The organism is Leptolyngbya sp. FACHB-541, assembly GCF_014695875.1.
GTDB lineage: Bacteria > Cyanobacteriota > Cyanobacteriia > Elainellales > Elainellaceae > JAAUTN01.
Genome location: NZ_JACJPC010000015.1, coordinates 21,387 through 36,748, shown reverse-complemented (window position 1 = coordinate 36,748; position 15,362 = coordinate 21,387). Strand labels below are relative to the sequence as shown.

Annotated in this window: 17 protein-coding genes; 15 read left to right on the top strand and 2 right to left on the bottom strand. The window is 50.1% G+C overall.

All coding sequences use genetic code 11. From position 1 onward, the window contains the following. The first annotated feature begins 203 nt into the window (after nt 1-203). The 15 genes from H6G00_RS01525 to H6G00_RS01455 all read left to right on the top strand — a co-directional run bounded on the left by H6G00_RS01525 (nt 204) and on the right by H6G00_RS01455 (nt 13,626). Complete coding sequence (locus tag H6G00_RS01525) at nt 204-608, top strand: hypothetical protein (RefSeq protein ID WP_190795337.1); 405 nt, start codon at nt 204-206, stop codon at nt 606-608. After that, a complete protein-coding gene (locus tag H6G00_RS01520) occupies nt 592-1,332 on the top strand; it encodes a phage minor head protein (RefSeq protein WP_190795336.1) in 741 nt (246 codons plus the stop codon). Before H6G00_RS01525 ends, H6G00_RS01520 begins: the two co-directional genes overlap by 17 nt. Continuing rightward, nucleotides 1,329-1,808: a hypothetical protein gene (locus H6G00_RS01515; protein WP_190795335.1), complete on the top strand. Its 480-nt coding sequence runs from the start codon at nt 1,329-1,331 to the stop codon at nt 1,806-1,808. The genes H6G00_RS01520 and H6G00_RS01515 overlap by 4 nt, the downstream gene beginning before the upstream one ends. Nucleotides 1,809-1,884: 76 nt before the next feature. Further along, nucleotides 1,885-2,325 (top strand): phage virion morphogenesis protein, encoded by a 441-nt coding sequence (locus tag H6G00_RS01510; RefSeq protein WP_190795334.1) that lies wholly within the window; start codon nt 1,885-1,887, stop codon nt 2,323-2,325. A 1-nt stretch (nt 2,326) separates the two neighbouring features. Further along, nucleotides 2,327-6,919 carry a hypothetical protein gene (locus H6G00_RS01505; protein ID WP_190795333.1) on the top strand — a complete coding sequence of 1,531 codons (4,593 nt, stop codon included), beginning with the start codon at nt 2,327-2,329 and terminating at the stop codon, nt 6,917-6,919. Beyond that, entirely contained in the window at nt 6,916-7,125 is a 210-nt protein-coding gene (locus H6G00_RS01500; RefSeq protein WP_190795332.1) for a hypothetical protein, read from the top strand. The genes H6G00_RS01505 and H6G00_RS01500 overlap by 4 nt, the downstream gene beginning before the upstream one ends. Before the next feature lie 92 nt (nt 7,126-7,217). After that, nucleotides 7,218-8,594 carry a DUF2213 domain-containing protein gene (locus H6G00_RS01495; protein WP_190795331.1) on the top strand — a complete coding sequence of 459 codons (1,377 nt, stop codon included), beginning with the start codon at nt 7,218-7,220 and terminating at the stop codon, nt 8,592-8,594. Nucleotides 8,595-8,645: 51 nt separating this feature from the next. After that, the gene (locus H6G00_RS01490; protein ID WP_190795330.1) at nt 8,646-9,455 is read left to right on the top strand and encodes a hypothetical protein; all 810 of its coding nucleotides are present in this window, start codon (nt 8,646-8,648) and stop codon (nt 9,453-9,455) included. A 51-nt stretch (nt 9,456-9,506) separates the two neighbouring features. Then, on the top strand, nt 9,507-10,418 hold the full coding sequence (locus tag H6G00_RS01485) for a major capsid family protein (RefSeq protein WP_190795329.1): 912 nt from the start codon (nt 9,507-9,509) through the stop codon (nt 10,416-10,418). Nucleotides 10,419-10,483: 65 nt separating this feature from the next. Then, nucleotides 10,484-10,945, top strand: coding sequence for a hypothetical protein (locus tag H6G00_RS01480; protein ID WP_190795328.1), 462 nt, complete (start codon nt 10,484-10,486; stop codon nt 10,943-10,945). Next, nucleotides 10,946-11,179, top strand: coding sequence for a hypothetical protein (locus H6G00_RS01475; RefSeq protein ID WP_190795327.1), 234 nt, complete (start codon nt 10,946-10,948; stop codon nt 11,177-11,179). It abuts the gene before it with no gap. Beyond that, nucleotides 11,176-11,652: a DUF4054 domain-containing protein gene (locus H6G00_RS01470; RefSeq protein WP_190795326.1), complete on the top strand. Its 477-nt coding sequence runs from the start codon at nt 11,176-11,178 to the stop codon at nt 11,650-11,652. The genes H6G00_RS01475 and H6G00_RS01470 overlap by 4 nt, the downstream gene beginning before the upstream one ends. Next, nucleotides 11,649-12,095 (top strand): hypothetical protein, encoded by a 447-nt coding sequence (locus H6G00_RS01465; protein WP_190795325.1) that lies wholly within the window; start codon nt 11,649-11,651, stop codon nt 12,093-12,095. Before H6G00_RS01470 ends, H6G00_RS01465 begins: the two co-directional genes overlap by 4 nt. Beyond that, nucleotides 12,092-12,928 carry a hypothetical protein gene (locus H6G00_RS01460; RefSeq protein WP_190795324.1) on the top strand — a complete coding sequence of 279 codons (837 nt, stop codon included), beginning with the start codon at nt 12,092-12,094 and terminating at the stop codon, nt 12,926-12,928. Before H6G00_RS01465 ends, H6G00_RS01460 begins: the two co-directional genes overlap by 4 nt. A 2-nt stretch (nt 12,929-12,930) precedes the next feature. After that, the gene (locus tag H6G00_RS01455; RefSeq protein WP_190795323.1) at nt 12,931-13,626 is read left to right on the top strand and encodes a hypothetical protein; all 696 of its coding nucleotides are present in this window, start codon (nt 12,931-12,933) and stop codon (nt 13,624-13,626) included. On the opposite strand, the gene H6G00_RS01450 is transcribed toward H6G00_RS01455, so the two are convergent. Together H6G00_RS01450 and H6G00_RS01445 are read right to left on the bottom strand one after the other, a co-directional pair. Beyond that, entirely contained in the window at nt 13,619-14,083 is a 465-nt protein-coding gene (locus H6G00_RS01450; protein ID WP_190795322.1) for a hypothetical protein, read from the bottom strand. The genes H6G00_RS01455 and H6G00_RS01450 overlap by 8 nt on opposite strands. After that, nucleotides 14,080-15,249: a hypothetical protein gene (locus H6G00_RS01445; RefSeq protein ID WP_190795321.1), complete on the bottom strand. Its 1,170-nt coding sequence runs from the start codon at nt 15,247-15,249 to the stop codon at nt 14,080-14,082. Before H6G00_RS01445 ends, H6G00_RS01450 begins: the two co-directional genes overlap by 4 nt. Between the last annotated feature and the right edge of the window lie 113 nt (nt 15,250-15,362).

Below are 15,362 nucleotides of genomic sequence, written 5' to 3'. Positions count from 1 at the left end.
GATGGGGCATTTGTCGAATTCCTCAAGAACATCTTGAGGAGATCTGCAGGCCAACATGGGCACTTGATTGGTGATGCTACAAGCCCTGTGGACTTAAACGCTGCACTAAGCAGTAAGGCTGTTAGGGAATTCTTTCAGGTAAGTGTTGTTGAAGGTGAGTCCTTAACTGTTGACACTCAACCACCCCCTGAAGGAGCTATATTTTGAACCCTGTTGCCGGTGCCGGATATCCCACACAAGAAGAGTTGGCGCAAACTCTACAACCATTCCTGGAAAAACAAGCTGCTGAAAAGGCTGAACTTGAAGCCCGAATCGAGCAGCTTCACTGGGAACGTAATTGCTGCATTAGCCTGATTGCTCAGATGGCTGAATGCCTCAAGTTAACTATCGGACTAGGCGCTGATCCGAAAGAGCCAGAGTGGCCCGTCGTGTTCCTGGAATTGCCGTCAGGTCAAGTTTCTTGGCATGTGCCCATGAGTGAAATCGACAATTTCAGCTTCCTGGGCGCTTACTTTTACGGCTGGGATGGGCACACCACAGAAGAGAAGTACGACCGAGTTCTCAATTCTGACCTAATTCCAGAGCTGTACTATGCCCCCTGTTCCTGAGTATTTGAACCTGCCTCCCCTTGAGGCGATCGCCTATTTTCGCAATAAGATCGCAATCCCCACCGAACAGTGGAACCAGTTCAGTGCAGAGCAGCACGATTTTGCTTACACCGTTGCGGGGTTAACTCGGGCCGACCTATTGCAATCAATGCAGTTCTTGATTGATCAGGCGATCGCCGAAGGCAACTCATTTGATACCTTTCTGGCACAATTTGAGCGGCTAGTTGCCCGTCGCGGCTGGATACCAAGCCCACTGCCAGCGGGTCCACCCGATTGGCGGATGAGAATTATCTTTGAAACGCCCGTTCGTCGGGCTTATGGGGCTGGGCGATGGCGACAAATGACAAGTCCCGCAATCAGGCGGCTGCGTCCCTATTGGCAATGGCGGCATGGAGATTCACCAAACCCGCGTCCTCGCCACCTGGAGCTACACAATAAGGTGTTTGCGGCTGATGAACCATTCTGGTCAGTTGCGTTCCCCTCCTGCGCTTACGGCTGCAAATGCCGCGCCATTTCGCGCAAGGCTAGCCAACTGAAGGAAATGGGATTGCAAGCCGAGCAACCCCCTGATCCCTACACCATCGCAGAGCCAGGTTTTCAGAGGGCACCTGGAACTACACCCCAGGAAGAACGGCAGCAAGTGCTAGAGAGTGGGCTGGCTCGACTATCCCCCGAACTTAGAACTAAAGTTGAGCAAGATTTGCAGGAGAGAGGAATAGCATGAGTTTTGTTGACCCGAAGGCGATCGCCAACGTGCATGATAATTTGTGGCGCTGGGCAAACGATTACTTGGGAGAGAACCCAACAGCAGAGCAAAAAACGGTTGTCATTGAGGCAATTCGCAATTTGCAGGCCCGAGCGGATGAGCTTCAGCGGGAGATGAATATTCAAGCAACGGTTGATCCGGAGGTTCTCAAGTTAATTGAAAAGCCTGGAATTGGCTATCAGATGGAGTTCTCCCATGCACAACGCTCTGGGCAAGGCAATGCTGCTGCTTGCTGGCGGGTGCATGGTGGTGTGATTCCCGGCACTGCGGTCAACCAGTTAACAAAAGAGTGGTGGATGACTTCAGAACATAAAGAGTCCCCCTACGCCAGTGAAATCTTTACCGCACATACGGCTGAGGCGTTTGTTTACGCAAGCTCACTACTCAACCCCAATCAACTCAACTGGGCGCAACTGGATTGGATTTGGTTCTAGTTGAAAAGCTGAGGCTGCATACGGATCAAGGGGGAAGGGCATCCTAGAGGCGATCGCCCTTCCCTTTTGTTTATGCATGACTGAGCCGATTTTCTCAATGGAATACGACGATCAGCAGGTTCGTAGCCTGCTGGGTCAGCTTGAGCGGAATTTAGGAAATCTGTACCCCGTCATGGCAGACATCGGGGAAGAGGTGCTTGCCGATGTGGATGAGAGCTTTGAAACCGAGACTGATCCCTATGGCATCCGCTGGGAGCCGCTTTCAGCCTACACGCTGAGCTTTAAAGCACAAAACACACGCATCCTCAAGATCCTGCAATCCACTGGCAGGATGCGAAGCAGTATCACGTACCAGGCAACGGCTAGCCGTGTGGTGATTGGAACCAATGTGAAGTACGCCCGTAAGCACCAATTAGGGCGCGGTGTTCCTCGCAGACAGTTCCTTGGAGTTGGCCCACGTCTGCGGGTCAAGATTGTCGTTTTGCTTCGAGAACATATTACAGATCTGGATATCTAACATGATTGCCGCTGCTACTCCTCTCCAACAACCCAACCCACAAACCCAACCGAACGGGCAAGCGTTGCCGCCGATGAAGGCGATCGCCCTCACGCTCAAGCAGATTATTGAGGAGGCGTTTACCAGCGGCATCAGCCGTGTTTTGACCTTTGATGTAGATCAGCAAAATGGGGTGAACGGCAAATTTCACGCCAATGAGCAGGTTTATGACTTCGCAATCAGCAGTGAGGGGAAGCTCAGGTACAACGAAGTTGAAGCAACCAGCGCTAGTAGAAGTGATTCCATTTTGAATGGCTTTTATCTGGATTCTGGCAAGCTGCGAAATGGGCGCATTGATGCAGCTCCAGCGGGGAAGCGAACTTGTGGGGCTGGCAAGCCCTGCGGAAAAAGTTGTATTGAACGCGGGGATGAGTGCCAGATTGCTCTATCACCGATGTCGATGGTGAAATTCCAGAAATTAAGAAGGGCAATCATTCAGGTCAAAGCGAATCGTATTAGCATGGCTCAGTCTGCAAAAGCGACTGAAACCAAAGCGAATCAACCCAGCCAAAAAGCGGCTGAAGCGCCGCCCAAAGCTGCTAAAGCTGAAGCATCACCCAAACCTGCTAAAGAAGAAACTACTAAAGAAGAAACCACTAAAAAAGAAGGAAGTGGAGCTGTAGGTAATTTGGCGGCTGGATTAGTTGGAGGAATCGCAGGGGCTGCGGCATTTGCAGCGATTGGGGCGCAAATACGGCAAGGGCAAGATATGCCTCTTAAACCACAAGATAAGCAGGCTTTAGATGAAGTTCCAACTGGCGCTAAAGTCGCAGTTGTTGCAGGAGCAACTTTAGTTGGCACTCCTGTTGCTGCTTATGTAGTTGCGCGTGCCCAATACAGAAACGGGTTTAAGGAATCTGCCGAACTTGCCAAAAAGATGGCTGAAGATCCCAATGAAGTGTGGGTTGATAAAAAGCTAGATAAACGCGGCAAGGAGCAAATGACTTTTGTGGTGGGTGGCTTCGGTGGTGAGGAGGGCAAGAACTCTCAGCGCTGGGGTGATCAGTTTGCGAGTGGGCGCAAGCCTGGGCGCGGTAGTGATGGGTTATTTGATAATCATCACGTCACCCCAATTGATAACAAAGAGTTTGATGTCGATGCGAAAGCTGTTGCAGAGCGACTAGCTAATGGTGATCCTATTACGAAGGCAGCAGAGCAGTACGGGTTACTGGCATTAGAAATCCCAACCCGATTGATGCTCGATACCGTTTTCAAAGAGAAACGTAATCCTGTTGCAGTTAGGGCCGCAGCAAACGCCTGGGCCTACCACCAAAAGTATCCTGATAAACCCATTAACCTGGTTGGGTTTTCTGGGGGCGGCATGGCTACGCATGAAGCCGCAGAAATCCTCAAAGAGATGGGAGCGAAAAATGTAAGAGTTGCAAATTTAGGCTCTCCTTATTGGGGATTGACTGAGAAAGTTGGGGACTCAATCACGATTGGTTCTGCCAACGATGATCGTATAGAAAACGTGATTTTGAGGGATCGAGTTGAGGTTGAAACGGTCACTGACCACTACGGGTATTTTCTAGATCCCAACGTTAGAAACACACTGAAAGACTTTTTTAGCGGCAAAACGGTCAGTTCTTACCAAGCTACAGATAAGGAAAAAGAGAAGGCGCGTAAGTTGGCTGAGCGTAAGAAGAATATGTTCCTCAGAACTATGGATAAAACATCTAAAGCTGACACTGCTGAAACACCATCTAGAACCAATAGGAAGTCTAAGCCTGGGTTTGATTGGGTTGCAGATCCCAGTGTTGAAGGGAATGGTTATTGGCGCAAAGAACGTAAAGGGTTGAATGGTATTAGAAGCGCTGTAGTCACAAAAGCAAAAGCTTTGACTAGCAGAACTTCACTAAGTACCAAAACTCAGGCTTTTCTGGGAGTCGATGAGCGTGAAAGAAAGTATCGGATTACTGATAATGCAGTTCTAAGTGCTGCTGCTACTGCATATACCAAGATTAATGAATATGAGCAGCTTGACCAGAAAATTGATGGCTTGCCAGTCAACCCAGATCTCAAGCAGAAAATCAAGAGCATGACTGGAGCTGCCAAAGTGTATTTGGCTCAGCAAATATTTAGAAAGCAGGGAGCAAGTTTAATCTCAGTTGATGAAAGACAGAATTTCTCAACCTTTGGAAAACCTGACGGATCGCTTATGTCAGTCGGGTCTGTCGGCAGTAAAGTTATCACTTTTGGTTCTCAATCTGTCGGAGCGGCGGGAGGGTTCCCGATATACGAAATGGGGTTTATGGTCAATAATTCTTATGATCGTAAACCTGGAGATGTGAAGGAAGGGCTGAAACTCGTCAAAATAGCCAAGTCTGCCTATCGGGAACACATTACAAACCTGCCTGAAAACACGTTCCTACGGGCAGAACCCTGGAAAAAAGACGGCGCAGGCGAGCAGCGACAAAGCATTTACGAGAAGGAAGGTTTTCGCTCTTTGCCCATGCGTGGAGGATACTTATGGGCACTCAAAAATCAGGGGGAGTTTGCCAGAATTCCTAATGAACAAGCAGATTACATTGCAAGTTTAATCCAGGGCAACCGCGCAGATTCCGCTAAAACACTTTCAAAAGCAGCCAAAAAAACTAAACCAGGCTTTGACTGGGTAACTGATCCGAGTGTAGAAAATGGTGGCTATTGGCGAAAACAGCGCAAGGGTGGGAAAGTTGGCATTCAAGCATCCAGCGGCGGTAGCCTAGCGGCATTTGCTGGAGCAGCAATATTGGGAGGCGCGATCGCCGCTAAAGCTATCTCCGATGAAAATTCCAAAGTTGATCGCAACAAAAGTCAGGGCATTCCTCCCCTAGCAAAGACAGCAGCGCTTGCTACTGCTGCTGCTATTGGAATATCTGGGGGGAGATACCTGGCACTTCGCGAGAAATATCGTGCAAACTTTCAGGAATCGGCTGAAATGGCACTGGAGCAATCCAAAAAAATTGAGCCAAGTAGCGTTAAAGAGCGTCAGCACACAATTGTGCTTGGGGTTGGTGGAATGGGCTATGAGGAAGATTCGGCGGCTGTTCGCAGTGGCGATCGTATTGCCAACTCATTCCGCATGGCCTTCTCTAAGGATGGTGGGAAAGACTTGAAAACAATTGCTATTAGCAATGCAGAATCCAACATCCCAGCCAATAAATCAAAACCTGAAGATGAATTTGACCGCGCTGTGGATGCGTTAAAAGTACTGGGGACGAACTTGACTAAAGGGCGTAACGATACGGCTGTAGAGCTGGCATCTCAGGCGATCGCCTATGCTCGCAAATATCCGGATCGGCAAATTGTGCTAGCGGGTCATAGCCTGGGAGGGCAAGTTGTCAATGAAGCCCAAGAAATTCTTAAACTTGCCTATCCTGAAATCAAACCACGATTAAAGTCGCTTTCTTTTGGCTCTTTTTGGGGTGGGTTAACTGAGCCGTTCGGTGAATCATACATGATTCAAGGTTCAAAGGATGAAACGATTAACAAGTATCCCGGTCGTCAAGATGCCAAGTTATTTGATGACATTGATGGGCATACACAGGAGAAGTATTTTCGCGATCCACAGGTGAACGCATTTGTTAAAGACCTAATCTACAGAGACGTTCCGGCCGCCCCACCTAAACAAGCATCTCAGAAAAAACCTAAGCAGAAATCCCCAAATTCCAATGGGAAAAGCCAGGGTCAGAAAAGTCAGGGTCAGAAAACCCAAAGTCAAGCTACCAAAACCGATGCCTACTTAGAAGGGCGAGCGCTGGCTCGGCGTGATGCTGAATCTACCCCCAAACGGCAAGCCGCAGCTTTAGTAAAGCAGGCGATCGCCTCTGTTTACCCTGACATTCAAGGCTTACCCACACTGCAACTTGCCCCAAGCGATGCAATCATTGGGCGGTTTCGTGGTTCTGATGGCGCAATTTTGGATTACAGGATTAGCGCTCAAGGAGCTATCCAATACAAGGAACTGGTTCGGCAAGACGTTGCAGCAGATCGTTGCCTTAAGGGAACCCAGTGCGGTGAAGCCTGCGTTGAGCGTGGTAGTGAGTGCGATCGCCCCTTGGGTGCAAGGGCAAAACAGCAAGTTGCCAAAGCAAAAGACTTTTTGAGGCAACTGCAATCTGAGGTTCAGAGCGTCACTAAAACGGGGCGAGGGCGCGAATTTGATATCAAACCTGTGATTGAGGAATTAGCGGTCATGGGTGCGGGGGCAGCTCCCCCCTGGGCGGCTCCTGTTGCTTCTGGCGCGGCCCGAGTGGCGATGCGAACCTGGAGACTGTCCTATGAGGATATTTCTAGGTCTGGGCTGAATGGCTATGTGGAGGGCGTTAAAAACATGACCACAGAGCAGAAACAGCAACTGGTGTCTGATACCTTTGTTGAGGTAGCAGCCGGGGCTGTGGGAACCGCAGCGGGAACGGCTGCTTCTAGCAATTTTTCTGGATTCCACACTCCTGCAATCTTTGGGGCAGAGTTAAACCTGGCTGGAATTGGGGCTGGAGCTTCCAGCGGCATGACAACCGCTAAAGTAGTTGAACCAGTATCTAAAAGATTGAGTCAGAGGCTTGTTAAGTGACAACAGATTTTTTCCACCAACAAACCGCCAACATTCTGGCTCAGTTTACGGGCAAGAAAATTCAAGCTATCAAGATTGACAGCATTGAAAATGAGCTTGTCACGGGGCTATTCAAGGCAAATAATGAAACGTTTGCTTTTCAGATGGGCAGAGAGGGCGAGGGCTTTGTGGTGAGAGAAGTTTCACCCCATACAGAAGAGGGCTAACCCTGCTGGCGCAAACCAGTTTGGGCGATCGGGAATCGTAAAAGAGGGCGGAGGCACAGCAGTTCCGCCTTTTCTCCTATTCCCCAAACACAATGGTTTCCACAATCGAAAAACCGGGAAAAGCGTGGCGATTCGACTACGCCAACGCTGCCAGCAAGATTGTTGGCTCAGTCGAGGAAAGCGATGAGGGTTTTCTTACCCTGCGTGGCACTGCCACCAAAACCGGGGTATTTCCCTATCGCAACCGGGATGGGTCAACGCGGCATGAACTGCGGCACCCTGACGATATTTTGCAACCTGGGAGTCTCAGATCTCTGGGCGGCAAGCCCGGAACAAACGACCACCCAACTGTTTTAGTTAATCCGCGCAATTCTGCTGAATATTCAGTTGGGTCAGTCGGAACAAAGATTGATGTCAACACCGATGGCAAAGAATACCTGATTGATGTCGTTTTCAACATACATCGTCAGGATGCGATCGCCGATGTGGTGAGCGGCAGGAAGCGGCAACTGAGCTGCGGCTATACCTGCGATGTAGCGGAAGAATCTGGCGTGTACAACGGTCAGCCCTACACCCATCGGCAGCGCAATGTGGTCTACAACCATTTGGCGCTTGTGGAACGGGCGAGAGCTGGGGCAGATGCGCGGCTGCACATTGATAGTGCTGACGACGATTTAGATATTGCCTACCAGGTTTACAACGCTGATAGCGATGGATGCGAGTCATTTGGGTCAAATGTGAACACTGGCACTAAGAACTTTTCTCCCTCAACTCGTATGGCACAAATCACTATTGATGGCGTGGCTTACAGCGAAGTACCTGAAACTGTCGCTTCTGTCATGGCCGCAAAAATCCAACGCTTAGACAGCATTGAAGGAACCCTCTCAAAACTCCAGGAATCACACGGCGAAGCTCAAGGACAGCTTGCAGAACTGCAATCTGAGGTTGATGAACTAACCGCTGCTCGCGACCGTGAACAAGGTCGGGCAGATGGACTGGAAGAGGAACTAGAAGATCTGCGGTTTGAAGCGGATCAGCGCACTGATGGGGCTGATGGTGAAACCCGCGTGGATTCAGCAGAATTTGAAACCAGAGTTGTGGCTGAAGCACAACTGCGGGTTGATGCACTCGATCATGCTCGCCAATTGCTCAGCTCTCTTGAAATTGAAGCTGACAGCATCAAACTAGATGCCAGCATGTCCCCAGCCGCGATTCAAAAGGCTGTTGTAGTGGGTCTGAACCCTGGTACAGAAGTTGCTGATGACGAGGTAAAGGGCTATTACAAAGCGCTGGGTAACGGCAAAACTCGCGCTGATGGAGCCTCTACCTACCACGCCGATATGCTCGAAGCGGCTGTTGGCATTGCCCAGAAGAAAGGCAGTGGAAAGAAAGCCCCGACTGAGGTTAGCGATGGCGCTAAAAAGCGCATGGATAACTGCAAATCACCTTTGGCAATGTCGAAGCGCTAACTCCCTGAATTTTCAACTGATCCCTAACCTCCAATCCCCAATCCCCAAATCATGCAAAAAGTTTATCGCGATCGCTATGCAGTCGGCTTTGCTGGCAAACTAGAGGGCTATGGCACCCCTCCCCGTGTGAAAACTGTCAACAATGCATCAACCAGCCGCGCTGATGTGTGGTCTGTTCCAATTCCCGCAGCTCCTACCGCTAATACCGTTTACAAGCTGTTTGTTCCCGGCGCTGAAGCTACTTTCACAACAGATGCAAACCCTTCTCAGGCTGAGCTAGAGCAGGGCTTACTCAATGCAGTTCGGTTGTCTGAAATCTACGATCGCGCAATTCCTCAGATCAACCTCACCACACACACACTTACTTTGACCGCTCGCACCAAGGGCGTTGCTCTGCGTCTATCTTCTTCCGCAAATCTAACCCCAGTTAATACCTCAGTCGCTTCCACTTCTGGATTCATCCCGTTTGGGCGAATTGTGGCACGGGCAGCGGGTGAACCGGAGGGCACAGGCAGACTTCCTACTGCACTCACCGACCGCATCTTAGGCGGCACGATGGCAACTCATGCCTCAGAAAAAGTTGGCATTGGCCCGTCTGCTTTTGCTGCTTACCCACCCGATGAAGCAATGGATGTGTTGACCAATTCCCTCACCAATGAGGGTCTGTGGATTCCCACAATCCCCGGCGAAGTCATCACAGAAGATAGCTCCGTTTTCGTCTCAATTGCACCTGGTCATCAAGGCAAAGTAACGGCTAATAACACCAATGCGATCGCCCTGCCTACCTCCAGCTTCCGTAGTGGAGTTGATGTTTCTCCCAATGGAGAGAGCATCATCGTCGTCTCCTTCAACATCAACTAATTCACCCTTCACCCCTCATCCTTCACCCCTCACCCTTAACTGGAGAAAGTAATGCATAGCTCTGTACGCCTCGACGATGCCACGCTCGGCTTATTTGAGCGCGATCTAGAAGTCATTGAAACAGAACTAGATCGGGAAGAAACGTCTGATCTACCGTTTGCCGATGGCACAATCGTGCCTCTTGATATCGAGAACAAGCCTTGGGCGCGAACGATTACCTATCGTCGTGTCACCCGCGTCGGTCACTTTAAGCTAGTTCGCAGCTACCCGACCGACATCCCAATGATCAACGTCCTCAGCGAAGAATTCACCTTTAAGGTGCATCGCTGGGCCGGTGGTTACTGGTTCTCAGAAGATGACATTGAAGCCGCTGTAAAAGGCGAAATTCAGATTGAGCAAGAGGACATTGCAGGCGTTCAGGAATCATCTCGCCAAAAGATGAATGATCTGATCGCATTTGGCGATAAGTCCCTCAATCTCCCCGGCTTCGTCAACCACCCCGACGCATTGCACTCTTTTAGCCCCTACCGTTTGGATTCCTCCAGCACCCCCCAACAGTGCCTAGCCGTACTGCACGATGCTGTTACCTCTGTTGTTGAGCTAACTCGCCAAATTGAGAAGCCCGACACGATGATCCTGCCGCTTCGCGCCTATCACTATTTGGCAAACACCCAGGTATCTGATCACCTCAACACCACAATCCTGAAGCAGTTTCTCGATACCAGCCCCTACATCAAAGACATTCAGCCTTTGAATGAGTTGGCTGGAGCTGGCGTTGATGGCACCAATATTCTGATGGTTTTCCGCCGCGACAAAATGAAGGTCAAGGTCAAAATCATGCAAGAACTAACCTGGAAACCCTTGCAGCGTAAAGGCTTGGGCTATGAGCGGGCTGCTACCTTCAAATTCGCTGGTGTGATCGCCCGTCGCCCGTATTCGATGCACGTTGTTGCCGGAATCTAGGTCAACAGTCAACTCCCCGCGCTGGGCACAATGAGCGCAAATGTCCCTCTACCTCAATCATCAATATGTCTGCTGCTGTAGCACTTCTCCTAACACCCGAAAACGACAAGCGCACATCGCTGTATCGTTTCCCTGTACCCCCTGCCCCCGCCGCTCAAGCTGGTGGGGCAAAGGGCGGTAGAAACAAACTGCAAGAGCTGGAACTCGAAGGTGGTTTCTTGATCAAGGGAACTAATCTAATTTCACTGGAAACCTTCGAGGCAATGAAAACCAATCCTTTCTTTGCTCGCTGTGAGAAGAAAGGGGTAATCCGTGTTTACATGCCTGTTGTACCCGACGGCGAAAAACCAACGGGGACTAGTGCTGACTTTGCCCTGGAGGACTGCCAAGACATCATCGAAGAGGCTAGCGATATTGATTGGCTGAATCGCTGTATCGCCAAAGATGACCGGGATGGCATCCCTGAGCTATGCCAGGAGCGCATCAAACAGGTAGAGGAAATGGAAAAATCTGGCGAGGAACAATAAATGTCGATCTTTAACCAAGAAGTAAACCAGGCTGAGAAGCAGGCTGAACCTGCGATCGCCCCACTATCTGATGCTGATGTTGAACGCATTGCTGAGCGCGTGGTTGCAAAGCTAATTGAATGCGATGCGTTTGAAACTGAACCGATCAAATTAACTGAGGAGGATTACGAGAAGATTGCTGAGGCGATCGCCCCGCTAATCAAACAGAAAACGACTAGAACTCAACAATCATGAGTGGAATGGAGCCTTCCCTGATGGGTACAGATTCAGTTTTTGAACCAATTCCATCAGTTGAACCGCCTGTTTATCCAGCTCCGGCAGTTGAACCACCTATTGTTCAGCCATCGGCACCGAGCGATCGCATTGTTGTGGTGACGGTTGCTGATTTGCTGGCGGTCTACCCCAAATTCACTAAAGCGGGTGAGCCGTTTATTAGTGCGATGCTCGCCCGTGCTCATGCTCAGTGCCCATTGAATGTGTGGGGTGATAGCCAGTTTGAAGGCGTGATGCTGTACACCGCTCATTTGATTGAGCTGGAGTGGCAGCAAATGGCTGAAACTGCTGGGATGGCTGTGAGCATCGCCGCTGGGCAGAAGACCGCTGCCAGCGCTCGCACAGGGAACCATCTGAACTGGACTAGCTACGGGCAACAGTTTGATGCATTGAGTAGAACGCTGATAGTAACTCGCGTTGGGTTCGTGGTATGAACCCAAACCTGATTGAGCAAATGATTGATTTGCGCGATTTGGCAGCGCCCCTGGCTGAAATATTTGGAGTGCCAACGGTGCGAGGGCTGGTAATCCAGCATCGCTATAGCTCAGACATTTCGCCAATTCCAGTTGAAACCCTGTACGAAATTGAGCCACACCCCGTTATCGTTACGGCGAACGCTAGCTTAGGGCAAGCATTTTCTGGAGCCCAAAATATCACGATTGAAATTGATGATTTCCAAATTAAGGGAATCAGCCGCCGCTATACCTATGAGCAACTGGTGGGCACTGGCATTAACTACTGGGTTGATGCCAAATTGCACCCACTTACAAAACGGCGAATTGGTGGGGTTGAGTGTGATTTTGTCGCAATTTTACAAGGCAATACCCTCACCTGGGATCTAATTTTGCGACGTAAACCCGATCATGTATCGCGATGACTTCTCCCAGCCAGATTCAAACCGATTTAAGAAAATTTTTTGAAAGCCAACTCAGAATTGATGAGTGGGGACTAAACACTCCTGACAACGTTGAGGATCTAGTTACCCCTCGCTCTATTGGCAGGGAGGAACCTGCAACCGATATCAGCACCTCTGGCTTTTTTGCAGGCATGGGAAGCCCTAGCCCAGTGATTGCGCGGGTCACTTTTCCCTACATGATCATTTTTAGATTCAGCGCTGCTTACCAATATGAGCAACTGCCAAGGTCTGAAGCTCAGAATCGGTTGCTCAAAATGCTGGCAGTAATCCGCACTGATTACTACTGCATCAACGATGAAATCGAGGCAGCAACCGCAACAGGGCAAATTCTCACGGCTCAGGAAAAGAATAAAGATTGGCTGCTTGCCTACAAAATTTCAGTCACCACAAGTTTCCAAACTGATTTGGAAGACTTGGAGCAAGACTTAGGCTACATGGGCCCTAAAGCTCCGCCAAGCCTGGAAACAGCAGATGGGAATACTGGCATTAAGATCCCGTTCTCCTATGGCGATGCGTCCCCCAAAACCATTTATGTGGCAGGGGCAGGGCAAACGATTGTTACAGCTAATGTGATCATTCAAGTTCCGTTTAATGGGCTGAATTGCGCCCTGGAACTGGGTGATGCAGAGATGAGCGATCGCTTAATGAGGTCCGATCAGGTTGTACCTGAATTTCCGGCTGAGTACGAAACCAATCCCGGTTACACGTACAGCCAAAGCACTCCCATTTTGTTGTCAATTTATCCAGGGCTGGGCTGCTCCCAAGGGTCTGGGTTTGTTCTTATTGAGGTGTAATTGTGTCCAAATTTTTAGACTTACTGGGAACGTCTTTCAATCAGCTTCGGATTGGGCTGAAGGGTGTTTCGCTAAAGAACTCTAGTGGTAATTTGGCGGTGAGAAACGCTGGAGATACGGCTGATGCTGAGCTATCTGCTAGCATCGTTCGCGTTTCGGGTGACTTCGTTGAGCTGAATTCCGATGCCGCTGGAGCTGGCAGCGATCGCAAATATGGGCTAGCGCGAACTGGCGCAGCCACGCAAGATTTAACTCTGATATTGCCTAATGTGGGCACAGCGGGGCAGGTACTCGCGCAAAAGTCAGGCTCACCGGCTGGGGTAATTGAACTGGAGTTTATTGCAGTCGCTGGAACGTCCAATAAAGTCACGACCGACACAACCACGTTGGCATTTGGCAGCGCTGCAACTGTGCCAATGTTTCAAAATCCAACTGGGTCTAGCATTAGCGCTATTCGGGTGATTATCGATGTGCCCTTTAATGGAACCCCATCGATGTCGATCGGAACTGCGGCGAGTCCCAGCAAGTATCTGGCATCTACCCAGGTCGATCTAACCTTTGCAACAGAAACAATTTTTGAGGTGTTTCCCGGCAAGCCTCCAGCGACAGCGGCAGAAGATTTGATCATTTCCTATTCTGCTAATGGCGCGACGGCTGGCTCAGCTCGAATTGAGGTTGCTTACTCAGTTCCTAGTTAGTAGTAGTAGCCACCATGCGCCCGACATTATCTAGGGTGAAGGGCACATTGCACGTTACACAAATTCCTTTGAGGCTGACAATTTCGAGCAGCGTTGGTTTTGCTTCGTAGGCGATCGCATTCCAGATGTTGATCAAATCCACTAACCGTTCTGGATGTTGCCCCATTTCACCGAGCATCAACACTAGCACTGAGTTCAGTGCCAGTGTTGATGCGTTGTGCCCGACGATCCGAAAATAGGGGCCATTGATCAGCATGAGTGATTGAAACTGTGCCCATTTTGGCAATGCTTTTTGAGGAGGGTTTAGGGCAGCAATTCGCCGATCAAAATCTAATTTGTTATCGAAAACTTCAACTTCTTCGCTCTCATCCCATTTGTATCTATCAGGATCATCAACCCCTTCCAGGGTGCCGATGATCTGATTATCGGCTCGAATTCTAATTAGAAAATAGGTCATCGCGTACAAACCCTCCAGCCGAAATCGCGCATAGCTCCAGATGCGTTGTAGAGGTCGAGGCGCATCGTGGTTGTGCATTTAGCAGGTGGCAGTGCCACAACGCCGAAAGGCTCACCGCTAAGGCTAGCCCCAACCCGGCCAGAGCGCAGGGTAGTGCGGTCGATAACGGTCACGTTGTCTACGATAAGCCTGAATCCTGGGGCGACACTGTAAATCGCGCCTCCCAATAATTCAGTGGCTCCCGTGACATTGAAGATGCTTGAGTAGGCCGCTGGCCCAACTACCGAAACGTGCCCCTCATGCCAGGTAATAGGGGGTGTGTCTGAGGTAATGGACGACGCTACCTGAGATGTTAGGGCTAAAACTCCGTCTCGATCAGGCAAAGAGTTGGTTCGATTGGCGGTTGGGGTTGAGTTGAGGGTTTGGGAAAACCCATTATGGAATTTGATGGCTTTAGCTCCAGCCGTGTTGTCACCAATTTGGAAGGTCGGGCTGATCGTACCCTCTTCTTCGTTATCCAAGCCCTGCGTTCGCACTTGGATTCGGCCCATTCCAGCGCTGGCTGTGACGATTGAACCCAGGCGCTGTTGCAGAACAGGGAAGGCAGGTTTAGTTGTGGTCAAAGATCCCGCTGTCGTTGCGCTCAGATAGGCAGTTCCACCTTCAGTTAAAGCGGAAGTGTTTACGCCTTCGAGCATCCCCAAAATCATTATCCTGCCGAAGGCGTTGGGAGGAATTGTCTCAGCCGCTAGTCCCAACGCTGGGGTCGTCAAAATGCTGTTGGCTTGTGCTAGCGCGACAGTCGGAACGCCGCCGCTTGCCCCAGTTCTGTAAACGGGCTGACCCTTGTTGATGGTTACGGCTGTGTTGTTTCGCACGATGAGCGTGATATCACGTCCATCTGTGCTGATAAACCCGCTGGCATCAATCGATTTGAGCCGGAGCAATCCGTTAGATAGCTCCACGTACTCGATAATGCCGCTGCTGGGAGTAGCAGGTTGGGTTATTGGGAAATATCTGTAGGAGTCAGCAGCGAGCGGTACAAGCGCTGAGTCAGCAGCGTTTCTAGCTTCAATCACGCCGCTGTTGCTGCGGATTCTAGACCCGCCCAAACCAATCTGAAAACTCTTAGCGATCGTCCCCGCTATGTCTCTCCAAGTCGCCATTATCGGATCTCGAAACTCTCCTTAAAGAATTCCCTTTTGCCCTAATTCAATGAGTTTTCTAACCCTTGCCGCCATTGCGTTAATCGCTCTAATCCCTCCTATGACGTGCTTTT